General features: G+C 73.5%; 23 protein-coding genes. 15 read left to right on the top strand and 8 right to left on the bottom strand.

What is annotated here, in order from left to right; all coding sequences use genetic code 11:
- Positions 1 to 27: 27 nt before the first annotated feature.
- From lnt to kdd, 5 genes are all read right to left on the bottom strand, one after another.
- On the bottom strand, positions 28 to 1,545 hold the full coding sequence (gene lnt / locus DNK53_RS16755; protein WP_110183451.1) for an apolipoprotein N-acyltransferase: 1,518 nt from the start codon (positions 1,543 to 1,545) through the stop codon (positions 28 to 30).
- Positions 1,546 to 1,891: 346 nt separating this feature from the next.
- A complete protein-coding gene (gene kal, locus DNK53_RS16750) occupies positions 1,892 to 2,314 on the bottom strand; it encodes a 3-aminobutyryl-CoA ammonia lyase (RefSeq protein ID WP_110183450.1) in 423 nt (140 codons plus the stop codon).
- Positions 2,314 to 3,048 carry a lysine 5,6-aminomutase subunit beta gene (gene kamE, locus DNK53_RS16745; RefSeq protein ID WP_239456608.1) on the bottom strand — a complete coding sequence of 245 codons (735 nt, stop codon included), beginning with the start codon at positions 3,046 to 3,048 and terminating at the stop codon, positions 2,314 to 2,316. The genes kal and kamE overlap by 1 nt, the downstream gene beginning before the upstream one ends.
- Positions 3,045 to 4,634 carry a lysine 5,6-aminomutase subunit alpha gene (gene kamD / locus DNK53_RS16740; RefSeq protein WP_110183449.1) on the bottom strand — a complete coding sequence of 530 codons (1,590 nt, stop codon included), beginning with the start codon at positions 4,632 to 4,634 and terminating at the stop codon, positions 3,045 to 3,047. Before kamD ends, kamE begins: the two co-directional genes overlap by 4 nt.
- Complete coding sequence (gene kdd, locus DNK53_RS16735) at positions 4,631 to 5,674, bottom strand: L-erythro-3,5-diaminohexanoate dehydrogenase (protein WP_110183448.1); 1,044 nt, start codon at positions 5,672 to 5,674, stop codon at positions 4,631 to 4,633. Before kdd ends, kamD begins: the two co-directional genes overlap by 4 nt.
- 182 nt (positions 5,675 to 5,856) lie before the next feature.
- Between kdd and DNK53_RS16730 the strand changes: the two genes are divergently transcribed.
- Entirely contained in the window at positions 5,857 to 7,311 is a 1,455-nt protein-coding gene (locus DNK53_RS16730; RefSeq protein ID WP_110183447.1) for a KamA family radical SAM protein, read from the top strand.
- A gap of 180 nt (positions 7,312 to 7,491) precedes the next feature.
- Positions 7,492 to 8,436 carry a type IV toxin-antitoxin system AbiEi family antitoxin domain-containing protein gene (locus DNK53_RS16725; protein WP_110183446.1) on the top strand — a complete coding sequence of 315 codons (945 nt, stop codon included), beginning with the start codon at positions 7,492 to 7,494 and terminating at the stop codon, positions 8,434 to 8,436.
- A gap of 126 nt (positions 8,437 to 8,562) precedes the next feature.
- Here DNK53_RS16725 and DNK53_RS16720 read toward each other — a convergent pair whose 3' ends face one another.
- Positions 8,563 to 9,021 (bottom strand): Lrp/AsnC family transcriptional regulator, encoded by a 459-nt coding sequence (locus DNK53_RS16720; protein WP_110183445.1) that lies wholly within the window; start codon positions 9,019 to 9,021, stop codon positions 8,563 to 8,565.
- A gap of 287 nt (positions 9,022 to 9,308) precedes the next feature.
- On the opposite strand from DNK53_RS16720, the gene urtA reads away from it, so the two are divergent.
- The 13 genes from urtA to DNK53_RS16655 all read left to right on the top strand — a co-directional run bounded on the left by urtA (position 9,309) and on the right by DNK53_RS16655 (position 20,363).
- Positions 9,309 to 10,553 carry an urea ABC transporter substrate-binding protein gene (gene urtA / locus DNK53_RS16715; protein ID WP_110183444.1) on the top strand — a complete coding sequence of 415 codons (1,245 nt, stop codon included), beginning with the start codon at positions 9,309 to 9,311 and terminating at the stop codon, positions 10,551 to 10,553.
- A 78-nt stretch (positions 10,554 to 10,631) separates the two neighbouring features.
- Entirely contained in the window at positions 10,632 to 11,516 is an 885-nt protein-coding gene (gene urtB / locus DNK53_RS16710) for an urea ABC transporter permease subunit UrtB (RefSeq protein WP_110183443.1), read from the top strand.
- Positions 11,513 to 12,643, top strand: a complete 1,131-nt coding sequence (gene urtC, locus DNK53_RS16705) for an urea ABC transporter permease subunit UrtC (RefSeq protein WP_110183442.1) — start codon at positions 11,513 to 11,515, stop codon at positions 12,641 to 12,643. Before urtB ends, urtC begins: the two co-directional genes overlap by 4 nt.
- Entirely contained in the window at positions 12,640 to 13,395 is a 756-nt protein-coding gene (urtD, locus tag DNK53_RS16700) for an urea ABC transporter ATP-binding protein UrtD (protein WP_110183441.1), read from the top strand. Before urtC ends, urtD begins: the two co-directional genes overlap by 4 nt.
- Positions 13,395 to 14,078 (top strand): urea ABC transporter ATP-binding subunit UrtE, encoded by a 684-nt coding sequence (gene urtE / locus DNK53_RS16695; protein WP_110183594.1) that lies wholly within the window; start codon positions 13,395 to 13,397, stop codon positions 14,076 to 14,078. The genes urtD and urtE overlap by 1 nt, the downstream gene beginning before the upstream one ends.
- A gap of 10 nt (positions 14,079 to 14,088) precedes the next feature.
- Positions 14,089 to 14,391 (top strand): urease subunit gamma, encoded by a 303-nt coding sequence (locus DNK53_RS16690; RefSeq protein ID WP_110183440.1) that lies wholly within the window; start codon positions 14,089 to 14,091, stop codon positions 14,389 to 14,391.
- A 75-nt stretch (positions 14,392 to 14,466) separates the two neighbouring features.
- Complete coding sequence (gene ureB, locus DNK53_RS16685) at positions 14,467 to 14,805, top strand: urease subunit beta (RefSeq protein ID WP_110183439.1); 339 nt, start codon at positions 14,467 to 14,469, stop codon at positions 14,803 to 14,805.
- Complete coding sequence (locus tag DNK53_RS16680) at positions 14,798 to 16,501, top strand: urease subunit alpha (RefSeq protein WP_110183593.1); 1,704 nt, start codon at positions 14,798 to 14,800, stop codon at positions 16,499 to 16,501. Before ureB ends, DNK53_RS16680 begins: the two co-directional genes overlap by 8 nt.
- A 15-nt stretch (positions 16,502 to 16,516) precedes the next feature.
- Positions 16,517 to 17,236, top strand: a complete 720-nt coding sequence (locus DNK53_RS16675) for an urease accessory protein UreF (RefSeq protein WP_110183438.1) — start codon at positions 16,517 to 16,519, stop codon at positions 17,234 to 17,236.
- Positions 17,229 to 17,963 carry an urease accessory protein UreG gene (ureG, locus tag DNK53_RS16670; RefSeq protein ID WP_110183437.1) on the top strand — a complete coding sequence of 245 codons (735 nt, stop codon included), beginning with the start codon at positions 17,229 to 17,231 and terminating at the stop codon, positions 17,961 to 17,963. Before DNK53_RS16675 ends, ureG begins: the two co-directional genes overlap by 8 nt.
- On the top strand, positions 17,956 to 18,690 hold the full coding sequence (locus DNK53_RS16665; protein ID WP_110183436.1) for an urease accessory protein UreD: 735 nt from the start codon (positions 17,956 to 17,958) through the stop codon (positions 18,688 to 18,690). The genes ureG and DNK53_RS16665 overlap by 8 nt, the downstream gene beginning before the upstream one ends.
- A 58-nt stretch (positions 18,691 to 18,748) precedes the next feature.
- Positions 18,749 to 19,654, top strand: coding sequence for a 5'-3' exonuclease (locus tag DNK53_RS16660; RefSeq protein WP_110183592.1), 906 nt, complete (start codon positions 18,749 to 18,751; stop codon positions 19,652 to 19,654).
- 46 nt (positions 19,655 to 19,700) lie between these two features.
- Positions 19,701 to 20,363 carry an SDR family oxidoreductase gene (locus DNK53_RS16655; protein ID WP_110183435.1) on the top strand — a complete coding sequence of 221 codons (663 nt, stop codon included), beginning with the start codon at positions 19,701 to 19,703 and terminating at the stop codon, positions 20,361 to 20,363.
- Here the strand turns inward: DNK53_RS16655 and DNK53_RS16650 are convergent.
- Positions 20,353 to 23,142, bottom strand: coding sequence for a DEAD/DEAH box helicase (locus DNK53_RS16650; RefSeq protein ID WP_110183434.1), 2,790 nt, complete (start codon positions 23,140 to 23,142; stop codon positions 20,353 to 20,355). The genes DNK53_RS16655 and DNK53_RS16650 overlap by 11 nt on opposite strands.
- Positions 23,139 to 24,017, bottom strand: coding sequence for a diacylglycerol kinase (locus DNK53_RS16645; protein WP_110183433.1), 879 nt, complete (start codon positions 24,015 to 24,017; stop codon positions 23,139 to 23,141). Before DNK53_RS16645 ends, DNK53_RS16650 begins: the two co-directional genes overlap by 4 nt.
- Positions 24,018 to 24,023: the final 6 nt, after the last annotated feature.

The following is a 24,023-nucleotide window of genomic DNA, read 5'->3' as shown; positions in this document are numbered from 1 at the left end:
ACGGTGTCTGGGCCACGCGGGAACTCCTCAGCTGGCGGACGGGGCGGCGGCGTGCCCGGGCGAGCATAGGGCATTGCGACGGCGCCGGGCGGCGATCGCACAGCCCAGGACGGACAGCCCCACGGCGAGCCTGCCCGGCCACGGACCCAGCGCCACGGCTGGGGTGGTCCGCGACGAGAGCGGCACCTCCTGGACCAGCACGCTCGTGGTCCGCGGCTCGGCCTCGGCGAGCACCCGGCCGTCGGGGGCGACCACGCCGGTGACCCCGTTGGTGGCCGCGACCGCGACGGCCCGCCCGGTCTCGCGCGCGCGCAGCCGGGTGATGTCGAACTGCTGCTCGATCTGGTGGGTCCGGATGAACATCGCGTTGCTCGTCTGCACCACCAGGAGCTCTCCCCCGGACCTCAGCTGCTCGTGGATCGCGTCGTCGTAGGCGACGTCGAAGCAGATCGCGTCGGCCACCAGGGTGTCGCCGACCCGCAGCGGGGTCGAGCGCGTGCCGCTCATCATGTCCCTCGCGATCAGCTCGAGCTTGCCGAAGTTGCCCGTGAAGACGGTGTCGCGCCAGGGGATGTACTCGCCGAAGGGCACGGGGTGCCGCTTGGTGTAGCGGTCCCCTCCCCCGGTCACCGGGTCCCACAGGATCCCCTGGTTGAGGACGGCGTCGGGCTCCTCGGCGTCGGTCATCGCGCCCACCAGGACGGGCACGCCGACCGCCCCGACGGCGCGCTCGATGCCTGTGCGCACCTCGACGTCGCGGAACGGGTCGACGGCCGTGGAGTTCTCCGGCCACAGGACGAGGTCGGGCGGCTCCTCCTCGCCCCTGGCCACCCGGCCGGCGAGGTCGACGGTCGCCTCGACGTGGTTGCGCGTCACCTCGCGGTGCACGGAGACGAGGTCGTCCCCGCTCCCGGGGACGTCGCCCTGCACGACGGCGAGCCGCACCGTGCCCTCCTCCCCCGGCGCCCAGGGCACGAGGGGCCCCCACGCCGTCGCCGCGGCAAGCGCGACGGCCACGGGGATGACGCGGCGTACCGAGGGACGTGCCGCCCAGCACCAGGCCAGGGCGGCCCCGGTCCCGGCCAGCAGGAGGCTGACGCCGGTAAACCCGAGCCAGGGCAGCGCCGCGGCCCACCACGTGTCGGCGACGGCGTACGAGAGCCGCCCCCACGGCATGCCGCCGAAGGGCCAGCCACCGGTCACCGTCTCGACCGCGACCCAGGACAGGGCCGACCACACGGGCCAGCCACGGAGGCGGCCCACCAGCGCCAGGACGCTCCCCAGCGGTGCCGTCAGCACGGCCTGCACCCCCGCGAGGGCGAGCCAGGCGTCCCAGCCGACGGCGCGCATCCACCACAGCAGGGTGAAGTAGTAGGCCGCGCCGAAGGCGAGCCCGGGCAGCCAGGCGGTCCGGGCGCGGGCGCCGCGGACCGCGAGCACCACGAGCGCGACCGCCACGGGCGTCAGCAGGGCCCACCCGACCGGCTCCGAGGCCAGGGCCAGCAGCAGACCCGCCCCACCGGCGACCAGGGAGCGGAGCAGCACGGCGCCAACCTACCCGGTGACCGGGCACGCGGGCGGGGCAGGAGGACGGGAGGGACGGCCACGCTTCGGACCGACGCGACGGCCACTGGAGGTGACCGGCGAGAAGTTGTCTAAGGCGGTGCCGCCCCTCCCGCGCCCACCCACGCCGTGGCGGGACCGACCTCCGTGAACCAGGTGGGTCGGATGGTGGTGCCCCACCCGCCAACCCGCTCACCCGGACGTCGGTCCGCCGACGACGATCTGCACAGGCGGACACGGCACTCTGTGACGGTTCGGGGCCCCGTGTCAACCGGTCCTTCGGACAACGTGCGCGACACGCCGAGGGCGGGACGACCGTCCCGGCGGGTCAGCCCGCGGGACGCGGCGGGACCACCACGGTGCCCCGGGCGGTGGTCACGACGAGGGGCTCCGCGAGGAGGTGGCTGGCCCCCGGATCGTCGGCGGTCGCAGCGCCACGAGCCACCACCAGCAGCTCGAACTCCATCTCGCGCGACCGGCTGCCGGCGCGGACCAGGCGGCACCGGACCTCGACCACGTCCCCGGCGCGGACGGGGCCGCGGAACTGCACGTCGGAGTACGACGCGAAGAGGCCCTCGTCGCCATCGGTGCGGATGCACATCTCGGTCGCCACGTCGCCGAAGAGGCCGAGCGACCAGGCGCCGTCGACGAGGTTCCCGGCGTAGTGGGCGTGGGAGTAGGGCACGTAGCGGCGGTGGACGACGGTCTCGCCCACCCGCTCGGCGGCCGGCGGCAGGGGCTGCTGGGACATCAGGCGGTCTCCTTCTCGGTGAGCCGGTGGACGAGGAACGACGCGACCTCGCCGGGCGTGGTCCCGCGGGAGAAGACCCGGTCGACCCCCAGCTCCGCCGCCGCCTTCTCGTCGAAGCGCGGTCCGCCCACCACCAGCAGGGGGCGACGCTCGTCGGGGAACGCCTCCCGGAAGGCGGCGGACATCTCGCGGGTGTTGAGCAGGTGGGCGTCGCGCTGCGTGACGACCTGGGAGACGAGCACGGCGTCCGCGCCCTCGTCCTGCGCGGCCCGCACCAGCTCGGGCACGGAGACCTGCGCGCCGAGGTTGACCACCTTGAGCTCGCGGTAGTACTCGAGCCCCTTCTCCCCCGCGAACCCCTTGATGTTGAGGATCGCGTCGATCCCCACGGTGTGGGCGTCGGTGCCGATGCAGGCGCCGACCACGACGAGCCGGCGTCGCAGGCCGCGCTTCACCTCGGCGTTGACCTCAGCCGGGGTGAGCAACGGGTAGTCGCGCTCCACGACCTCCACCTGCGAGGTGTCGACCAGGTGGTGGACCCGGCCGTAGACGACGAAGAACGTGAACCCCTCGCCGACCGGTCGCGCGTGCACGACCATCGCCGGCTCCATCCCCATCTTGCGGGCGAGCTGCTCGGCCGCCCCCTCGGCGACCTTGGAGTGCTCGAGGGGCAGGGTGAAGGAGAGCTGCACCATCCCGTCGCCGGTGGTGTCCCCGTAGGGTCGGACGATCACGGCTGCCCTCCCTCGAGGAGCTCGGTGGCGGGGTTGACGTAGCCCTCGGCCTTCTCGGCCACCCCGTCCAGGCCCCGACCGCGGTCGGCCGGGCGCTTCATCAGGCCGAAGGTGCCGTCGGCGATCGCCGCGAGCAGCCCCTCGTCGACGATCCGCTCCAGGAGCCCCACCGACTCGCCCAGCACCTCGCGGGCGCGGCGGTGGATGAGACCCCCGGGGGCCGGCACGAAGTCCTCGTGGAGGTTGCCGGCGGAGTCGAGGACGTAGCGGACGTTCTGCAGCGCCAGGTCGCGGTCGGAGAGCCACGGCGTCACCACGGCCTCCGTCATCATCCCGACCAGGAGGATGCCCTGCCCGGTCAGCGCCCCCGCCAGGTTGAAGAAGCCGTCGAGCAGGTAGCCGCGGAAGACGTCGCCGGTCATGTGACGGGTCGGCGGCATCCACTTCAGCGGCGCGTCCGGGAAGAGCTCCCGGGCGAGCAGGGCGTGCGCCAGCTCGAGCCGGAACGACTCCGGGACCGCGGGGTCGATCTCGAACGCGTGCCCCAGGCCCAGCTGCCAGTCCTCGAGCCCCGCCTCACGGGCGAAGAACTCGTTGAGGAGCTGGCTGGTGGTCACCGTGTGGGCCGCCTCGACGGCGTCGGCCGTGGTCAGGTAGTTGTCCTCACCGGTGTTGATGATGATGCCCGCCCGCGCGTGGACCTGGCGGCTGAACCGCTGGTCGACGAAGGTGCGGACGGGGTTGATGTCGCGGAAGAGGATCCCGTACATCGAGTCGTTGAGCATCATGTCGAGCCGCTCGAGGCCCGCCAGCGCCGCGATCTCGGGCATGCACAGCCCGGAGGCGTAGTTGGTGAGCCGGACGTAGCGCCCCAGCTCGCGACTGGTCTCGTCCAGGGCGGCCCGCATCAGCCGGAAGTTCTCCTGGGTGGCGTAGGTGCCGGCGAACCCCTCGCGGGTGGCCCCCTCGGGGACGTAGTCGAGCAGGGACTGCCCCGTGCTGCGGATCACGGCGATCACGTCGGCTCCCGCGCGGGCCGCGGCCTGCGCCTGGGGGATGTCCTCGTGGATGTCGCCGGTGGCCACGATGAGGTAGATCCACGGCTTGCGGGGGGCGTCGCCCACCTCGGCCACGAGGCGCTCGCGCTCGGCGCGGCGCTCGTCCAGGCGGCGTACGCCGGCTCCGACCGCGGCGCGGGCGGCCTCCCCCGCGCGTCGGGCGTCCTCGCCGGCCGGGACCCGGAACCGGACGGAGCCGGCGCCCGCCTTCTGCGCGAGGGTGGCCAGGTCCTCGGCCTCGCCGCGGACCAGGGCGTCCCAGACGGGCAGGCTCACTCCGTGGGCGAGCCCGCCGTCGTCGTGCAGGTCGGCCCGCACGGCGTCGGTGAGGCGGTTGACCCACGGGATGCCGTCGGGGTCCGACCCGCCGAGGCCCGCGAGGCGCAGCGTCGCACGCTCCACCGAGACGGTGGTGTGCCGCCGAGCCAGGTCGACGATCGGCTGCCCGGCCCGGGCGGCCAGGTCGCGGGCACGGTCGACCTGGTCGACCGGGAGGTCGAGCAGGCGACGGGGCGCGGGGGCGCTCATCCGAGCCGGCTCTCGAAGAGGGCGCGGACGCCGTCGTGGCGTCGCAGCAGCCCGAGGGCGAGGTCGGCGTGGCCGGGGACGTAGCCGTTGCCGACGAGCATCGTCACGTCGGCCGCCAGCCCCTCGGCGCCCAGGGCGGCGGCGGAGAAGGAGGTGGCCATGGAGAAGAAGACGACCGTGCCGCCCTCCGCGGTCGCCAGGACGGCTCCCCCCTCGCAGCCCGGCACGTCGACGCAGACCACGGTCACGTCGGCCGGCCCCCCGGCCTCCAGCACCGCGGCGCGGAGCGCGACCGGGTCGCGGGCGTCCGCGACGGCGACCACGTCGGCCAGCCCGCTGCGGCGCAGGGCCTCCGCCTCCGCCTCGTGGGGGACGACGCCGACGGTGCGGCGCGCGCCTGCCTCCCGGGCCGCGGCGAGGCTCAGGCTGCCGGACTTGCCGGCCCCGCCGACGACGGCGACCACGGGCGCGTCGTACCCCTGCACCACCCGGCTGGTCAGCGCCGGGGCGCCGCAGACGTCCATCACCGCCAGGGCGAGGTCGCGCGGCAGGTCCTCGGGGAGGACCGCGGCCACGGAGCGGCCGAAGAGGATCGCCCAGCCGTCGCAGGGCGCCTGCTCGCTGCGCCCGTCCCAGCGGGCCAGCCCGTCCTCGACGACGAGCGGGGTGAGGGTGAGCGAGACCAGGGTCGCGACGCGGTCGCCGACCCGGAGACCGAGGGGCGACTCCTCCCCCACCTCCTCGACGACGCCGACCAGCATGCCGCCGGAGCCCGTGACGGGGTTCTGCATCTTGCCGCGGCTCCGGACGATCTCGAGCACCTCGGCGCGCACCGCCGCGCCGTCCCCGGCGTGCTTCGTCTCCAGCTGGCGGAAGGAGGCGGCGTCCAGGTTGAGCTTCTCCACCCGGACCCGCACCTCGTCGGTCCACAGCTCTCGGCGGGTGTCCAGCCGGGCGGCCGCCTGGGGCAGCACGCCGGCGGGCTCCAGGACGCGGTGGAGCCCCACCGGGTCGGCGCGTCTCTCCTGGGCAGCCAGCATGGGCGAAACCAACTCCTCACGTCCCTGTGACGGGAAATCTTGCGGCGTGCCGTTAGACACGCCGTACATTCTCCTCCTACTCTGGCAGAAGTGCGACGTGCCTCACAACCGACGCGCCGCCCCCGCACGCGACCCGGACCCCCGGGACCCGCCCAGACGCCGCCCCGCACCGAAGGAGCGCCATGAGCATCGAGACCGCGATCGGCCTCACCACCGGCCAGCCCTACGCCTACCGCCGAGCCGAGCTCGTGGAGCCCGACTGGTCCCGCTTCCCCGGCTGGCGCGACGTCACCGCGGAGCAGTGGCGCTCGGTGCAGTGGCAGCGCGCGCACTGCGTCAAGAACGTCCGCCAGCTCCGCGAGCTCATGGGCGACCAGCTCGACGAGCGCTTCTACGACGACCTCGAGCGCGACCAGCGCGAGCGCGCCACCATGTCGATGCTGGTGCCGCCGCAGATGATGAACACGATGGTGCCGGCCTCGGCCCCCGGCCGCCCCGGCGCCATGACGGACGCCTTCTACGCCGACCCCGTCCGGCACTACATGCTCCCGGTCTTCTCCGACCGCCGCACCGACTGGCCCTCCCACCCCCACGCCACCCGCGACTCCCTCCACGAGCACGACATGTGGGCCACCGAGGGGCTCACCCACCGCTACCCCACCAAGGTGCTCGCCGAGCTGCTGCCCACCTGCCCGCAGTACTGCGGCCACTGCACGCGGATGGACCTGGTCGGCAACTCCACCCCCGTCGTCGACAAGCTGAAGTTCGTCGCCAAGCCGAACGACCGGCTCGGCGACATGCTCGACTACCTGCGCCGCACCCCGCAGGTGCGCGACGTGGTCGTCTCCGGCGGCGACGTCGCCAACATGCCGTGGCCCCGTCTCGAGGCCTTCCTCACCGAGCTGCTCGAGATCGAGAACATCCGCGACGTCCGGCTCGCCACGAAGGCCCTGGTCGGCCTCCCCCAGCACTGGCTGCAGCCCGACGTCGTCGACGGCGTGGCCCGGGTCGCCTCGCTGGCCCGCTCCCGCGGCGTCCAGCTCGCGATGCACACCCACGCCAACCACGCGCACTCGATCACGCCGCTCGTGGCCGAGGCGTCGCGGGCGATGCTGGACGCCGGCCTCCGCGACGTCCGCAACCAGGGCGTCCTGCTCAACGGCGTGAACGCCGACCCGCACGCCCTGCTCGACCTCTGCTTCGCGCTGCTCGACGGCGCCCAGGTCACGCCGTACTACTTCTACATGTGCGACATGATCCCGTTCTCGGAGCACTGGCGGGTCTCCGTCGCCGACGCCCAGCGCCTCCAGCACCACCTGATGGGCTACCTGCCCGGCTTCGCCACGCCGCGGATCGTCTGCGACGTGCCCTTCGTCGGCAAGCGGTGGGTGCACCAGCTCGCCGACTACGACACCGAGCGCGGCATCTCCTACTGGACGAAGAACTACCGCACCAGCCTCGAGGCGGCCGACCCCGAGGCTCTCTCGCGGCACTACGAGTACTACGACCCGATCCACACCCTCCCCGCCGCCGGCCAGCAGTGGTGGGAGGAGCACGGCCGCCTCGACGAAGGCAGCCTGCGCGCCGCCGAGGTCGCCGCCGCCTCCCGCCGTACCGCCGCCCTCCAGGCCTACTGACGGGGCCCTCGGGGATCCCCGCTCAGGCGGGGATCGCCGAAGTTCGCGCCCCGTGCACGCCCCGCCAACCCGCAGGAGTCCGAGCCAGGTCACGTCCACAGCCTCATCCGTGACCTCGTTCCTCCACAGGCGTCGCCGCGCGCGGGACGCCGGTCGCGGCGAGTCGCCAACGTGGGGGCCATGCCGACCTCACCCCTCCTCGACCTCAGCGGCCTCGTCTTCCTGCGCAGGGACGCCCTGGCCCGCGGCTACTCCGACCACCAGATCGCCGGGCGCGTGCGCGCCGGCGAGTGGGCTCGGGTACGCCGCGGGGCCTACGTGGCCGGGCAGGTCTGGGACAGCCTCGGGGCAGCGGACCGGGCCCGGCTGTGCTCGCGCGCGGTCCTGGCCACCGCGCACCCGAACGCCGTCCTCAGCCACGTCTCCGCCGCCCTGGAGTGGGGTGCCCCCGTCTGGGGACTCGGGCTGGAGGAGGTCCACACCACACGCACGGACGACGGTGCTGGGCGACGCGAGGCCGGGGTGGTGCACCACCGGGGGGTGCTCCCCCTCGACGAGGTCATGACCCAGAACGGTGTCCCCGTCACCTCCCCCACACGCTGCGCCTTCGAGGTGGCGACGCTGGGCACGGTCGAGCAGGCCCTCGTGACCGTCAACGGGCTGATGGGCACGCGGCTGATCGAGCCGGAGAAGTTCGCGGCTCTCTGCCACGAGCGGCGGTACTGGCCGTCGAGCCTCAACGCCCACCTGGTCTGCCGGTTGGCGGACCCGCGCCTGGAGTCGGTCGGCGAGACCCGGACGGCGTACTTCCTCTGGGAGCACCGCTTCCCGCAGCCGGTGCCCCAGCACGAGATCCGGGACCAGGACGGACGGTTGATCGGCCGGGTCGACTTCGCCTTCCCGGATCACGGTGTCTTTGTCGAGTTCGACGGGACCATCAAGTACCGGATGTTCCGGCGTCCCGGCGAGTCGCTCGAACAGTTCCTGCTGCACGAGAAGCGGCGAGAGGAGCGCATCTGCCAGCTCACCGGTTGGCTGTGCTTCCGCCTCGGATGGGCCGACCTCGAGCGGCGGGACGAGACGGCGGCGCGGCTGCGGATGGTCTTCGCGCGGGTGAGGGCCTGACGCCCTGGTCCGTCTCGGCCGAACTTGGCGCGGACTCCTGCGGATTGGCGGGGCGTGCACGGGGCACGAACTTCAGCGATCCCCGCCTGAGCGGGGATCCAACGGGGCCCGAGGCACCGGCTGGCGTCAGGGGGAGGTGAGGGGGCGGTTCTCGAAGGGTGTGGAGAGGACGATGGTGGTTCGGGTGCTGACCCCGGCCGCGGAACGGACACGGGCGAGCAGCTCCTCGAGGTCAGAGGGGGTGCCGACCCGGACCTTGAGGATGTAGGACTCGTCGCCGGCCACCGACCAGCACGACTCGACCTCCTCGATGCCGGCGATCCGCTCGGGGTAGTCGTCGGGCTGGGAGGGGTCCAGGGGGGTGATCGAGATGAACGCCGTGAGCGGGCGGCCGAGCTGCCGGTGGTCGACGGTGGCGCCGTAGCCGAGGATCAGGCCGCGCGACTCGAGCCGCTTCACCCGCTGGTGGACGGCCGAGGTGGAGAGGCCGGTGGCCTTGCCGAGGTCGGTGTAGGACATCCGCCCGTCAGCGGCCAGCAGGCTGAGGATCTTGCGGTCGGTGGGCTCGACCTCGGGAGTGCTCACGCCTCCGACCCTAGGGGACGGCCCTCCGCCCACGCCCCGTGTTCACCACGTGGCACTAGCGCATCCGCACCCCCACCGGTGGTGGGTCCCACTCGCCCGACCCCCGTCGTCAACCCGAAACGCGCTGTTACACCGGCGTCACCGGACCACGCCGCAGCACGAAACACGACGTCACGAGACTCGTCGCCGTTCCCGGGTCGACACCGGGGAGCAGCGGGGGCCGGCTGGGGCTCCCGGAACCATGCCCGTCGGTCAGCGCCGGGTGTACGACGAGAGGGTCAGACGCCGTGAACTCGAGAACAACCCGCACCATCACCGCCGCGTTCAGCGTGGCCGCCCTGGCCGGAGCCCTCGCGGGTTGCGGCGCCAAGGCCGGCGAGTCCGCCGACGCCGCGGAGTCCTGCGTGGAGACCGACGGCGACACCGTCAAGATCGGCTTCCTCAACTCCCTGTCGGGCACGATGGCGATCAGCGAGACCACGGTCTTCAAGTCGCTGTCGATGGCCGCCGAGGAGATCAACGCCGACGGCGGCGTCCTGGGCAAGCAGCTGGAGATCGTCAGCGAGGACGGTCAGTCCGAGCCGACCGTCTTCGCCGAGAAGGCCACCAAGCTCATCGACCAGGACTGCGTCGCCGCCGTCTTCGGCGGCTGGACCTCCAGCTCCCGCAAGGCGATGCTGCCGGTCTTCGAGGGCAAGGACGCGCTGCTCTTCTACCCGGTCCAGTACGAGGGCCTCGAGGCGTCGGAGAACATCTTCTACACCGGCGCCACCACCAACCAGCAGATCATCCCCGCGCTCGACTACCTCAAGGACGAGAAGGGGATCGAGTCGATCTTCCTGGTCGGCTCCGACTACGTCTTCCCGCGCACCGCCAACGCGATCATCCAGGCGTACGCCGAGGAGCACGGCATCGAGGTCCTCGGCGAGGAGTACCAGCCGCTGGGCTCCACGAGCTTCGGCACCGTGGTCGACAAGGTGAAGGCCGCCGGCGCCGACGCCGTCTTCAACACCCTCAACGGCGACTCCAACGTCGCCTTCTTCAAGGAGTACAAGGGCAAGGGCCTCACCGCCGAGTCGATGCCCGTGGTCTCCGTCTCGATCGCCGAGGAGGAGGTCCCCGGGGTCGGGGTGGACAACCTGGTCGGCCAGTACACCGCCTGGAACTACTACCAGACCCTCGAGACCCCGGTGAACGAGGAGTTCGTCGCCGCGTTCAAGGAGGCCAACGGCGCCAAGGCCGTCACCTCCGACCCCATGGAGGCGGCCTACACCTCGCTCCACCTGTGGAAGGGGATGGTCGAGAAGGCCGACTCCTTCGACGTCGACGACGTGGTGGCGGCCGCCGACGGCGTGACCTTCGAGGCTCCCGAGGGCACGGTCACGGTGAACGGCGAGAACCACCACATCGCCAAGACCGCCCTCATCGGCCAGATCCGCGAGGACGGCCTCATCGAGACTGTCTGGAGCTCCGACGGCCCGATCGAGCCCGACCCGTTCCTCGAGGGCTACGCGTGGTGGGAGGGCGAGTGACCCCCTGACCCGCACGGCCGGGGCGCGGTCCGCACCGCGCCCCGGCCCCCTTCCCTACGACCCAAGGAGGCACGCCCCGTGGAGGTCTTCGTGTCCCAGGTCTTCACCGGCCTCTCGGCCGGTGCGGTCCTGCTGCTCATCGCGGTCGGCCTGACCCTGACGTTCGGCCAGATGGGCGTCATCAACATGGCCCACGGCGAGTTCCTGATGGCCGGCGCCTACACGGCGTACGTCGTCAACCTCGTCGTCGGCGACGCCGGGCTCGGGCTGCTGGTCGCCCTCCCCGTCGGCTTCCTCGTCGGCGGGCTGCTGGGGGTGGTGCTCGAGGCGAGCGTGATCCGCTGGATGTACCACCGCCCGCTCGACACCCTCCTCGTCACGTACGGCGTGGGGCTGGTGCTGCAGCAGGTGGCCCGCGACGTCTTCGGCGCCCCCGCCAAGGACGTCCCCTCCCCCTCCTGGCTGAGCGGCTCCGTCCCGGTCCTGGGCTACGACTTCCCGATGGCGCGGCTCTTCCTGCTGCTCCTCTCGGTCGCCTGCCTGCTGGCCGTCCTGGCCCTGCTCAGGCGCACCGCACTGGGCCGCCAGGTGCGGGCCACGGTGGAGAACCGCGACCTCGCCGAGACGGTCGGCATCTCGACCCGTCGCACCGACCGGATCACCTTCTTCCTCGGCTCCGGCCTCGCCGGCATCGCCGGGGTGGCCCTCACGCTGCTGGGTTCCACGGGTCCGACGATCGGCGCCTCCTACATCGTGGAGGCGTTCCTCGTCGTGGTGGTCGGCGGCATCGGCCAGCTCAAGGGCACCGTCATCGCCGCCTTCTCGATCGGCGTCCTGCAGGCCTTCCTCGAGTACGCCACGTCGGGCAGCATCGCCAAGGTCGTGGTCTTCCTCGCGATCGTGGTCTTCCTGCAGGTCCGCCCCCAGGGGATCTTCGCGGTCCGGACGAGGAGCCTGGCATGAGCCGCCGTACGACGCTCCTCACCGCGCTCGGCTGGCTCGCCCTGGCGGCGGCCCTGCTGGGCCTGGCCCCCGCGCTGCTGAGCGACTTCCGGCTCGGGCTGCTGGCCAAGTACTGCTGCTACGCGATCGCCGCCGTCGGGATCGGGCTGGCCTGGGGCCGCGGCGGGATGCTGGTGCTCGGCCAGGGCCTCTACTTCGGCCTCGGCGGCTACGCCATGGCGATGCACCTCAAGCTCACCGACGCCGGGCCGGGCCAGGTCCCCGACTTCATGGTCCTCTACGCCGGCGGCGAGATGCCCGTCTGGTGGGAGCCGTTCCGCAGCCCGGTGGTCACCCTCCTGGCGATCCTGCTGCTGCCCGTCCTCGTGGCCACCGTCCTCGGCGCGGCCATCTTCAAGCGGCGCGTGAAGGGCGCCTACTTCGCCATCCTCTCCCAGGCCCTCACCGCGGCCTTCGCGATCCTGCTCATCGGCCAGGTGAAGACCACGGGCGGCTTCAACGGCCTCAACAACTTCCAGAGCTTCTTCGGCTACTCGCTCTACGACCCGGTCAACAAGCGGATGCTCTACTTCCTGGCCGCCGGTGTGCTGCTCGCCTCCGTCGCCCTGATGGCCCAGCTGCACCGCAGCCGCTTCGGCGAGCTGCTCGTCGCCACCCGCGACGCCGAGGAGCGGGTCCGGTTCCTGGGCCACGACCCGGCCAACGTCAAGCTGGTCGCCTACGTGCTGGCGGCGGTGCTGGCCAGTGTCGGCGGGGCGCTCTTCGTCCCCGTGGTGGGCATCATCTCCCCCGAGGACGTCGGGGTGGGCGCCTCCATCGCGCTGGTCGCGGGGGTCGCCCTGGGCGGACGTGCCTCGCTCTTCGGCCCCGCCCTCGGCGCGCTGCTGGTCGGGTACGCCGAGACCTCGCTGTCGGAGTCCTTCCCCGGCTCGTGGTCCTACTTCCAGGGCGGCCTCTTCGTGGTCGTGGTCCTGCTGCTGCCGGGGGGCCTGGCCCAGGCGCTCTCCGCGCTCGCCTCCGTGCGGCACCGGGTGGGCGGTCCACCTGGCGGCCGGCGGCGCAGGGAGCGCCCGGCGTCCGACCGCACCCGACCCGGCCCGACCACCCCCCAGGAGGTGACGGCATGAGCGTCCCGGGACGTGACTACCTCGAGGTGCGCGGCATCCGGGTCGAGTTCGACGGCTTCGTCGCGGTCGACGGGGTGGACCTCACCCTCCTGCAGGGCCAGGTCCACTTCCTGATCGGGCCGAACGGCGCGGGCAAGACCACCCTGGTCGACGCGCTCACCGGGCTGGTCCGGGCGACCGGGCTGGCGTCGTACGACAACCAGAACCTGCTCGACCGGCCGTCGCACGCCATCGTGCGGCTCGGCATCGGCCGCACCTTCCAGACCGCGACCGTCTTCGAGGAGCTCACCGTGCTGCAGAACCTCGACATCGCCGGCGGGGTGCACCGCCGGGCGCGGTCGCTGCTGCGCCGCCGTCGCGGCGTCCCGGAACGGGTCCACGAGACGCTCGCCACCATCGGCCTCACCGAGCAGGCCGACCGTCCCGCCGGGGTGCTCTCCCACGGCCAGAAGCAGTGGTTGGAGATCGGGATGCTGCTGGTCCAGGACGCCCGCGTGATGCTCCTCGACGAGCCGGTCGCCGGCATGTCCGCCGAGGAGCGCCGGGAGACCGGCGAGCTGCTCCACCGGATCGGCCAGGAGCGCACGATCGTGGTGATCGAGCACGACATGGACTTCGTCCGCGACTTCGCCGACGTCGTCACCGTGATGAGCGCCGGCCGGGTGCTGGCGCACGGGACGGTCGAGGAGATCCGGGCCGACCCCGAGGTGCAGCGCGTCTACCTCGGGCACACCGTGGAAGGGGTGGCGTGATGCTGGAGCTGCAGGACGTGGTGGCGGCCTACGGCCGCACGGAGGTGCTGCACGGCGTCTCGCTGACCGTGCCGGCCGGCGGGGCGACCGCGGTGGTCGGCCACAACGGCGCCGGGAAGACGTCGCTGCTCCGGGCCGCGGTCGGGCTGCTCCCGCTCCGCTCGGGCCGGGTGCTCCTCGACGGCGAGGACGTCAGCCGGCTCAGGCCGCACCAGCGGGTGCGCCGCGGGATCGGCTACGTCCCCCAGGGCCAGCAGTCCTTCGGCCAGATGACCACGCTGGAGAACCTCCAGCTGGTCGCCCGCCGCGACCGGGCCGCGATCGACGAGGTGCTCGACACCTTCCCGGCGCTGCGGGACCTGCTCGGGCGGCGCGCGGGCCTGCTCTCCGGAGGCCAGCGCCAGCAGCTCTCCATCGCCCGCACCCTGCTGACCCGGCCGCGGATGCTGATCCTCGACGAGCCGACCGAGGGCATCCAGCCCAACGTCGTGGCCGAGATCGAGCGCGTCGTGGCCGACCTGACCCGGCGCGGCGACCTCTCCGTCCTGCTGGTCGAGCAGCACGTGGGCTTCGCGCTGCGGGCCACCCAGGAGTACCACGTGCTGGCGGCGGGCCGTGTCGTCGCGCACGGGTCCACCGGCGACCACGCGGCCGCCGACGTGCGCGCCGTGATGGCGGTCTGAGGGGGCCGGGATGCGACTGACGCCCTCGGACACCGAGAAGCTGCTGCTCGCCGTCGCCGGCATGGTCGCGCGCGACCGCCTGGCCCGCGGCGTCCTGCTCAACCACCCGGAGGCCGTGGCGCTGCTCTCCACGTGGGTGCTCGAGGGCGCCCGCGAGGGACGTTCCGTGCCCGACCTGATGGCCGCGGGTCGGGAGGTGCTCACCCGTGACCAGGTGATGCCGGGCGTGCCGGAGATGCTCCACGACGTGCAGGTCGAGGCGACGTTCCCCGACGGTCGCAAGCTCGTCACCCTGCACGACCCCATCAGCTGACCGGCAGACCGCCACCCAGACCCACATCCAGGCCCACGTCCAGACCCACATCCAGACCCTGACAGGAGGAGAGGCATGACCACCTCCCCCCACGGGCCCGGCGCCCTGCGCCCGGCCCCTGGCACCCACGTGCTCAACGCCGACCGGACCGAGGCCGAGCGGCTCACGCTCGTCGTGCTCAACACCGGCGACCGCCCCGTCCAGGTCGGCTCCCACGTGCACCTCCCCGACGCCAACGCGGCGCTCGACCTCGACCGCGCGGCCGCCCACGGGTTCCGGCTGGACATCCCCTCGGGCACCTCGCGCCGCTTCGAGCCCGGCGCCTCGCGCACCGTCGACCTCGTGGCCCTGCGCGGCCGCCGCGTGGTCCCCGGGATCCAGCGCGGCAAGGACGGCGGTGCGCTGGATGGTTGAGATCTCCCGAGAGCGGTACGCCGCCCTCTACGGGCCGACGACCGGCGACCAGCTGCGGCTCGGGGACACCGACCTGTGGATCGAGGTCGAGCGGGACCTGACCTTCGGCGGCGAGGAGGCGGTCTTCGGGGGCGGCAAGTCGATCCGCGAGTCGATGGCCCAGTCGGCGCGCAGCCGCGCCGAAGGGGTGCCCGACACGGTCATCACCAACGTCGTCGTGCTGGACCACTGGGGAGTGGTCCGCGCCGACGTCGGCGTGCGGGACGGACGGATCGTGGCGCTCGGCCGCGCCGGGAACCCCGACGTCGCCGACGGCGTCCACCCCGACCTCGTGATCGGCCCCTCCACCGACGTCGTCTCGGGCGAGGGCCGGATCCTCACGGCCGGCGCGGTCGACGTCCACGTCCACTTCCTGTCGACCTCCCAGGTGCACGAGGCGCTGGCGACGGGCACCACCACCGTGGGCGGCGGCGGCACCGGACCCTCCGAGGGCTCGAAGGCCACGACCGTCACCCCCGGCGCCTGGCACCTGCGGACCGTGCACCGGGCGCTGGACCGGCTGCCGGTCAACGTGCTGCTCATGGGCAAGGGCAACACCGTCGGCGCGGAGGCCCTGCGGGAGCAGGCGCTCGCCGGGGCGGCCGCCTACAAGGTGCACGAGGACTGGGGCTCGACCCCCGCCGCGATCGACGCCGCGCTGCGGGCGGCCGCCGAGCACGGACTCCAGGTGACCCTGCACTCCGACAGCCTCAACGAGGCTGGCTTCCTCGAGTCGACGCTCGCGGCGATCGGCGGCCGCAGCATCCACGCCTTCCACGCCGAGGGCGCCGGTGGCGGGCACGCGCCCGACATCATGAAGGTCGCCTCGCTCCCCCACGTGGTCCCGGGCTCCACCAACCCGACGCTCCCGCACACCGTCAACACGGTCGCCGAGCACCTCGACATGCTGATGGTCTGCCACCACCTCAACCCGCGGGTCCCCGAGGACCTGGCCTTCGCGGAGTCCCGGATCCGGGCGACCACCATCGCGGCCGAGGACGTCCTGCACGACATGGGTGCCATGTCTGTCACCTCCAGCGACGCCCAGGCCATGGGCCGGATCGGCGAGGTGGTCTGCCGGACCTGGCAGGTCGCCCACGTGATGAAGCTCCGGCGCGGCAGCCTCGGGACGTCGCTGCCCGCCGACAACGAGCGGGCCCGCCGCTACGTCGCCAAGTACACGATCAACCCCGCGGTCGCCCACGGCATCGGCCACGAGGTCGGCTCGGTCGAGGTGGGCAAGATGGCCGACCTGGTCCTGTGGGACCCCCGGTTCTTCGGCATCCGTCCCGACCTCGTGATGAAGGGCGGCGCCCTGGTGCGCGGCGCGCTGGGGGACCCCAACGCCTCCATCCCCACCCCGCAGCCGGTGCTGCTGCGCCCCGCGCTCGTCGACGGCGACGGCAGCGACCACGCCGTCACCTTCGTCTCCCCCGCCGCGCTGGCCGACGGGCTCGCCGAGCGGCTCGGTCTGGCGCGCCGCCTCGTCGGCATCACCGACACGCGCGACGTGGGGAAGGCCGACATGGTCAACAACGACGTGTGCCCGACCATCGACATCGACCCGGAGACCTTCGCGATCGACGTGGACGGCGAGCGCGTGGAGCCCGCCCCCGCCACCGAGCTCCCCCTGGCCCAGCTCTACTCGCTCTTCTGAGGACCCGCCCCCGCCATGGAGACCCCGACCGGACCCGTTCCCTCCCGCCGGGCGGCACCCGCCGTCCCCGTGGCCGGGGCGTCCTCGCACGCTCTGGCCCTGCTGCTGGCCGACGCACGGCTCCCGGTCGGGGGCCACACGCAGTCGGGCGGTCTCGAGCCGGCCCTCCAGCGGGGCCTGAGCCCCGACGGGCTGCCCGGCTACTGCCGGACCAGGCTGGCCACCGTGGCGCGCACCGAGGCCGCGACCGCCGTGGTCACGGCGTACGCCGCGCGGCACGGTGGCGACCTGGACCTCGTCCACGCGCACTGGGCCGCGCGCACCCCGTCGGACGCCCAGCGCAGCACGGCGTACGAGCTCGGCCGCGCGCTGCTCAGGCTGGGCCGCAGGGTGTGGCCCGAGGACCCGCTGCTGGCCGGGTGGTCGCTGCCCACCGCGCGCCCGCTGGTCCTCGGCGCGGTCGCCGCCGCGGCCGGGCTCGCCGCGGCCGACCTGGCCCGCGTCACCGGGTACGACGACGTCCAGACCGTCCTCGCCGCCGGGCTCAAGCTGGCCCCGGCGGACCCGCTCCAGGCCGTGGTCTGGACCCGGCAGCTGCTGCCCGCCGTGGACGCGCTCGTCGACGCCGTCCACGGCCTCACCGACCCTGCCGACATCCCGTCCGGCAGCGCCCCGCAGATCGAGGAGTGGGCGCAGGCCCACGCCCGCACCACCAGGAGGTTGTTCCGTGCCTGAGCCCCGTCAGACCCTGAGGCTGGGGGTGTGCGGTCCCGTGGGGACCGGCAAGAGCTCCCTGATCGCCACCCTGTGCCGCGAGCTCGGCCGCTCGCACGCCCTCGCGGTGGTGACCAACGACATCTACACCGACGAGGACGCCCGCTTCCTGCGGTCGGCCGGCGTCCTCGACCCCGAGCGGATCGTCGGGGTCGAGACCGGGGCGTGCCCGCACACCGCGATCCGCGACGACGTGAGCGCCAACCTCGCGGTCGTCGAGGACCTCGAGGAGCGCTTCGAGCCGCTCGACCTCGTGCTCGTGGAGTCGGGTGGCGACAACCTGACGGCGACCTTCTCCCCCGCCCTGGTCGACGCCCAGGTCTTCGTGCTCGACGTCGCGGGCGGCGGCGACGTCGCCCGCAAGGGGGGCCCCGGCATCGAGCGCGCCGACCTGCTGGTGGTCAACAAGACCGACCTCGCCCCGCACGTCGGCGTCGACCTGGCGCGCATGGTGGCCGACGCCACCGCGGCGCGCGGGGGCCGTCCCGTGGTGGCCCTGAGCCGGCACGACCCCGACTCCGTCGACCGCCTCGCCGGCTGGGTCCTGGACCGCCTCGAGGCTCTGCGCGCCGGGGTGCTGGAGCCCCAGGACCCCGGGCCGATGCCGGCGCACACGCACCACCACACCCACACGCACGACCACGACCCGGCGCCGCAAACCTCCTCCGCGGGAGCCGCGCGTGCGTGAGGCCCTCACCACCCGCGTCCGGGTCCTGGGCATCCCCGGCTCCCCCGCCGCGGTGCGTGCGGCGGGCGGCGCCTTCCGCGTGCAGGTCCTGGACCGGGGGCCGGGTCGCGCCCACGTCGCGCTGGTCCCCACCACCGCCCTGCTGCTCGCGGGCGACCACGTGCGGGTGGAGGTCGAGGTGGGGACGGGGTGCCGGCTCGAGGTCACCGAACCGACCGGGACCGTCGCCTACGACATGCACGGCGACTCCGCGGCCTGGGAGCTCGACGTGCGGGTGGGCGACGGGTCGGGGGTCGTCTGGGGCACCCCCGAGCTGGTGGTGAGCGAGGGGGCGCGGGTCCGCCGTCGGACGACGCTCCGGCTCGAGGGCGACGCGACCTGCCTGCTCCGCGAGACCCTGGTGCTCGGGCGCGCCGGGGAGACGGCCGGGCGCCTGCTGACCAGCACCGAGGTGACCCGCGACGGCCGGCCCGTGCTGGTGGAGGAGCTGGCCGCCGGTCCCGGGGCCCAGGTGCCCGGGGTGCTGGGCCGGCACCGCGTGGTCGACCAGGTGCTGGACCTGCGGACGGGCGCGGCACCCGACGACGTCCCGGAGCCAGGCGACACCACCCGGCTGCGCCTGGAGGCCGGCGGCGTGCTGCACCGACGGCTCGCCGACTCCGCCCACCAGGGCTGTCTCGACGCCCTCTGGGCCGGGCTGGTGCGGGCGCACGCCGGGGCCGCCTGACGGCGCCGGAGGCGCGGACTCTGGCAGGATCGCCCGCGTGACCGACACCCGCCGCCTGATGCTCCTCGACACCGCCTCGCTCTACTTCCGCGCCTACTTCGGGGTGCCCGAGATCAAGGCGCCCGACGGCACCAACGTCAACGCCGTGCGGGGCCTGCTGGACTTCATCGCCCGCCTGGTCGCCGACTACCGCCCCACCGACCTGGTCTGCTGCTGGGACGACGACTGGCGCCCGCAGTGGCGGGTCGACCTGCTGCCCTCCTACAAGGCCCATCGGGTGGTCGCCGAGCGGGAGCAGTCCCCCGACGTCGAGGAGGTGCCCGATCCGTTGCAGGTGCAGGTGCCCCTGATCCTCGAGGTGCTCGCGGCCCTCGGCATCCGGGTGGTCGGGGCGGCAGACCACGAGGCCGACGACGTGATCGGGACCCTGGCCACCGGGGCCGGCATGCCCGTCGACATCGTCACCGGCGACCGCGACCTCTTCCAGCTCGTCGACGACGAGGCGCAGGTGCGGGTGCTCTACACCGCGCGGGGCGTCGGGAAGCACGAGCGCGTCACCAACGACGTCGTGCGGGAGAAGTACGGCGTCGACGCCCACCAGTACGCCGACTTCGCGACGCTGCGCGGGGACGCCTCCGACGGGCTGCCGGGGGTCGCCGGAGTGGGCGAGAAGACCGCCGCCACCCTGCTGGGCCGGTTCGGCGACGTCCCCGGCATCGTCGCGGCCGCCCAGGACCCCGCCTCCGACCTCGCACCGGGGCCGCGACGCAAGGTCAAGGACGCCCTCGACTACCTGGCCGTCGCCCCCCGGGTGGTGGCCGTCGTCCGCGACCTCGACCTCGGGGAGGTCGACACCACCCTGCCCCGGACCCCGGCCGACCACGAGGCCGTCGTGGCGCTGGCCGACCGGTGGAACCTCGAGGGCTCGCTCGCCCGCGCGGTCACCGCCCTGGCCGAGCGCTGACCCGTGGCCGGTCCGGGCCTTGCCCGGGGTTCCTAGGGTGGCGGGCATGACTCGTATCGCCGTCGTCGGGGGCCACGGCCAAGTGGCCCGACACCTGCACCCGCTGCTCGTCGGCGCCGGGCACCAGCCCGTGGCGCTCGTCCGCAAGGAGGAGCAGCGCGCAGCCCTGGAGGCCATGGGGGCCGAGGTGCGGCTCCTCGACATCGAGCAGGACGACGCCGCCGCCTTCGCCCGCGCCTTCGACGGCTGCCACGCGGTGGTCTTCGCGGCCGGTGGCGGCCCCGACGGCAACGTGGTGCGCAAGCGTACGGTCGACCTGGAGGGGTCCCTGAAGTCGGTCGAGGGGGCGCGGCAGGCGGGCATCTCCCGCTTCGTCCAGGTCTCCGCCATCTCGGTCGACGACCCCCTGCCCGACGACACCGCCGAGGTGTGGCGCGCCTACGTCGAGGCCAAGCGCGACGCCGACGCGGCCCTGCGCGAGAGCGACCTGGACTGGACGATCCTGCGTCCCGGCGCGCTCCTCGACGACGAGCCGACCGGCCGCGTCACCCTCGGGCCGACGGTGGAGCCGGGCGGGGTGCCCCGGGCCGACGTCGCCGCCGTCGTCGCCGAGGTGCTCGACTCCGGCGCCGGCATCGGCGCTCAGTGGGAGCTCGTCTCCGGGGAGACCCCGGTGGCGGAGGCGGTGGCCGCGGCGCCTACTCGGTGAGCGCCGAGTAGGCCACCACCCCGCGGCGCAGCCGGTCGACCGTCTCCCGGGCGACGGCGCGCAGCGGGCTGCCCGACGCGGCGTCCGCGACCTGCCCGGCCAGGTCGAGGAGCTGCTTCATCCACCGGACGAAGTCGCCAGCGGCCAGGTCGATCGCCCCCAGCACGTCGTCCAGGTCGTCGCCCTCGGCCCAGCGGTGGGCCGCCCAGGCGAACCCGAGGTCCGGCTCCCGCAGGAAGTCGAGCCGGTGCTCCTTCTCCAGCGCGTCGAGGTGGCCCCAGAGCCGGACCATCTCGCCGATGACGTCGCGGGCGCGGCCGGGCGGCATCCGGGGCGGGCTCGCGTCGTCGGCGCGCCGGGTCTCGTAGACCAGCACCGAGAGCACGGCGGCGAGCTCCGACGGGTCGAGGTCGTCCCAGAGCCCCTGCCGCAACGACTCCGCAGCCACCAGGTCCATGTCGGTGTAGATCCGGCGCAGCCGGGCCCCGCGCTCGGTCACGGTGTCGCCGTCGAGGTAGTCGAGCGCGACCAGCACCTCGCACACCCGGTCGAAGATCCGGGCCACGGTGTTGGTGCGCTGCTCGACCCGCCGGCGCAGCGTGGCGGAGTCGCGGGACAGCTTGAACCACCGCTCCGCCCACCGGGCGTGGTCCTCCCGCTCGGGGCACTGGTGGCACGGGTGCTGCTTGAGCTGGCGCCGCAGCTCGTCGATGCGACGGTCGGAGGCGCTCTCGCCGGGCGCCTGGCCGCGCGCCGAGCGTCGCCGCGGGGGCGGGGTCAGGTCGTGCGTCCGGGCGCGGAGCGCGCTGGCGAGGTCGCGCCGCATCTGCGGGTTGCGACCGTTGAACGAACGCGGGATGCGCACCCGGGTGAGCGCCTCGACCGGGCTCGGGAAGTCCATGGGCGCCAGGCGTCGGGCCTGCCGGTCGGCCGTCACCACGTACGGACGCGGCTCGTCGGGGTTCCCCAGCCCGGGGTCGACGACGACGGCGAAACCGGCGAACTTGCCCGTCGGCACCTGGATCACGTCGCCCGGCTTCAGCCGCTGCAGGGACGCCAGCGCCTCGTCGCGGTCGCTCGACCGACGGGCCCGGGAGGCCGCCTTCTCCTCGTCGGAGACCTGCCTCCGCAGGCCGGCGTACTCCATGAAGTCGCCGAGGTGGCAGGTGGCGGCCTCGGCGTACCCGTCGAGCGCCTCCTCGGCCTTGTGCAGCTGCTTGGCGAGCCCCACCACGGCACGGTCGGCCTGGAACTGGGCGAAGGACATCTCCAGCAGCTCGCGGGCCCGCTCCCGCCCGAACTGGTGGACCAGGTTGACGGCCATGTTGTAGGACGGGCGGAACGACGAGCGGAGCGGATAGGTCCGCGTGGAGGCGAGGCCCGCGAGCTCTCGCGGGTCGGTGCCGGGCTGCCACATCACGACGGCGTGCCCCTCGACGTCGAGCCCGCGACGCCCCGCGCGCCCCGTCAGCTGGGTGTACTCGCCCGGGGTGATGTCGGCGTGGTTCTCGCCGTTCCACTTGCTCAGCTTCTCGATCACCACCGTGCGCGCCGGCATGTTGATGCCGAGGGCCAGGGTCTCCGTGGCGAAGACCACCTTGCACAGCCCGCGCGCGAAGAGCTCCTCCACGCACTGCTTGAAGGTGGGCAGCATCCCGGCGTGGTGTGCGGCGACGCCACGGCTCAGCCCGTCGAGGAACTCGTGGTAGCCGAGCACCTGCAGGTCGGCGTCGGGCAGGTGGCGGCAGCGCTCCTCCACGAAGGCGGAGATCTCGTCACGCTCCTCGGGCGTGGTCAGCCGCACCCCGGCCGACAGGCACTGGGTGACGGCGGCGTCGCAGCCCACGCGGCTGAAGATGAAGACGATGGCGGGCAGCATCCCGCGCCGTTCCAGCTGGTCGATGACGTCCACCCGGCTCGGGATCCAGACGCGGCGCCCGTTGCCGACGGCGCGGGGGCTCTTGGACGACCCCGGCTTCCCCTTGCGCGGCGAGCGCCTGTCCCGCATCAGGCGAGAGCTCGCCCAGTCGTCGCGCGCGACGCGGAGCAACTCGTCGTTGACGGGTGCCCCCTCCTTGACGAACCCCGCGCTGGCGTCGACGTCCGAGCTGGCGAAGAGGTCCAGGATCCTCCGCCCGACCATCACGTGCTGGAAGAGCGGGACCGGACGCCGCTCCTCCACGACCGTCGTCGTGTCGCCGCGTACCGTCGCCAGCCACTCGCCGAACTCCTCGGCGTTCGAGACCGTCGCGGAGAGCGAGACCACCGACACCGAGTCGGGCAGGTGGATGATGACCTCCTCCCAGACCGCGCCCCGCGCGCGGTCCGCGAGGTAGTGCACCTCGTCCATCACCACGAACCCGAGCCCGGTGAGGGTCTGCGAGCCGGCGTAGAGCATGTTGCGCAGCACCTCGGTGGTCATCACCACCACGGGCGCCTCCCCGTTGACCGTGTGGTCCCCGGTCAGCAGGCCGACGTTCTCGGCCCCGTGCCGCGCGACCAGGTCGTGGTACTTCTGGTTGGAGAGCGCCTTGATGGGCGTCGTGTAGAAGCACTTGCGACCCGTCGCCAGCGCGAGGTGCACGGCGAACTCCCCCACGACGGTCTTCCCGGAGCCGGTCGGGGCGGCGACCAGCACGCCCCGCCCCTCCTCGATCTCGCGGCAGGCCCGGAGCTGGAAGTCGTCCAGCCCGAACGGGTAGCTCCCCGTGAACTCCGCGAGGACGGGGTGCTGGCGTTGCCGGCGGTAGGCGGCGTACGCCTCGGACGGACTGGTCATGACCACACCTTCAGCGCCGCGGGGACGCACTCGATCGTGAGGGGCAGGGGGGCGAACCGCTCGCCGTCGGCGTAGGCGACGATCCCGGGGGCGGCGATGGTCACCTTGCGGACCCGGTGGTGCTCGTACTGGGGATGGGTGACGTGGCTGCCGGTGAAGAGCCGGGGGTAGGTCCGGACGAGGCCGGCGCGGCTCATCGGTCGGATCATCACCACGTCGAGCAGCCCGTCGTCGAGCAGGGCGCCCTCGGTGATCCGCAGGCCGCCCCCGAACGAGGGACCGTTGCCGACGGCCACCAGCATCGCGTCCAGGCGCCGCGCGGCGCCGTCCAGCTCGAGCCGGTAGGGCAGCGGCTCGAACGTGCGCAGCTCGGCCAGCGTCGCGAGGTTGTAGCGCATCTGGCCGCGCGGCCACCGCATGGCGTTGGCGCGCTCGTTGACGACCGCGTCGAAGCCGGCCGCGAGCACGGTGAGGAAGAAGCGGCCGCCGGCGCGGGCCAGGTCGACCGTGCGGGTGCGGTTGGCGACCACCCGGTCGGCGGCGGCCACCGGGTCGCGACGGGGCAGGTCGAAGTAGCGGGCGACGTCGTTGCCCGTCCCGGTGGGGACGATCCCGAGAGGGACGTCGGTGCCTCCGACGGCCTGCAGCGCCAGGTTGACCATCCCGTCGCCGCCGCAGACCACGACGCCGTCGACCCCGTCGCGCACCGCCCGGACGGCGAGCTCGGTGGTCTCGTCGGGGTCGCGCCCGACGAGCTCGCGGACGACGAGCCCGCTGTCCCTCAGCCGCGTCACCGCCAGCGTCGCGTGCGCGAGGCCCCTCCCCCGCCCGGCGGCGGGGTTGGTGAGGAAGGCGATCTCCCGGCGAGGCTGCACGCCTCG

It is taken from the genome of Nocardioides solisilvae, assembly GCF_003194625.1.
Classification (GTDB): domain Bacteria; phylum Actinomycetota; class Actinomycetes; order Propionibacteriales; family Nocardioidaceae; genus Nocardioides; species Nocardioides solisilvae.
Note: the sequence above shows the minus strand (reverse complement) of the source record. Positions and strands in the feature narration are given on the sequence as shown.

Coding starts and splice junctions, on each gene's coding strand:
- DNK53_RS16690 (WP_110183440.1), top strand. CDS start 14,089: ATGCGACTGACGCCCTCGGACACCGAGAAGCTGCTGCTCGCCGTCGCC.
- DNK53_RS16655 (WP_110183435.1), top strand. CDS start 19,701: ATGACTCGTATCGCCGTCGTCGGGGGCCACGGCCAAGTGGCCCGACAC.
- kdd (WP_110183448.1), bottom strand. CDS start 5,674: ATGCTGGCTGCCCAGGAGAGACGCGCCGACCCGGTGGGGCTCCACCGC.
- DNK53_RS16730 (WP_110183447.1), top strand. CDS start 5,857: ATGAGCATCGAGACCGCGATCGGCCTCACCACCGGCCAGCCCTACGCC.
- urtD (WP_110183441.1), top strand. CDS start 12,640: ATGAGCGTCCCGGGACGTGACTACCTCGAGGTGCGCGGCATCCGGGTC.
- kal (WP_110183450.1), bottom strand. CDS start 2,314: ATGTCCCAGCAGCCCCTGCCGCCGGCCGCCGAGCGGGTGGGCGAGACC.
- urtE (WP_110183594.1), top strand. CDS start 13,395: ATGCTGGAGCTGCAGGACGTGGTGGCGGCCTACGGCCGCACGGAGGTG.
- DNK53_RS16660 (WP_110183592.1), top strand. CDS start 18,749: ATGCTCCTCGACACCGCCTCGCTCTACTTCCGCGCCTACTTCGGGGTG.
- kamD (WP_110183449.1), bottom strand. CDS start 4,634: ATGAGCGCCCCCGCGCCCCGTCGCCTGCTCGACCTCCCGGTCGACCAG.
- DNK53_RS16680 (WP_110183593.1), top strand. CDS start 14,798: ATGGTTGAGATCTCCCGAGAGCGGTACGCCGCCCTCTACGGGCCGACG.
- DNK53_RS16650 (WP_110183434.1), bottom strand. CDS start 23,142: ATGACCAGTCCGTCCGAGGCGTACGCCGCCTACCGCCGGCAACGCCAG.
- DNK53_RS16725 (WP_110183446.1), top strand. CDS start 7,492: ATGCCGACCTCACCCCTCCTCGACCTCAGCGGCCTCGTCTTCCTGCGC.
- ureB (WP_110183439.1), top strand. CDS start 14,467: ATGACCACCTCCCCCCACGGGCCCGGCGCCCTGCGCCCGGCCCCTGGC.
- DNK53_RS16675 (WP_110183438.1), top strand. CDS start 16,517: ATGGAGACCCCGACCGGACCCGTTCCCTCCCGCCGGGCGGCACCCGCC.
- urtC (WP_110183442.1), top strand. CDS start 11,513: ATGAGCCGCCGTACGACGCTCCTCACCGCGCTCGGCTGGCTCGCCCTG.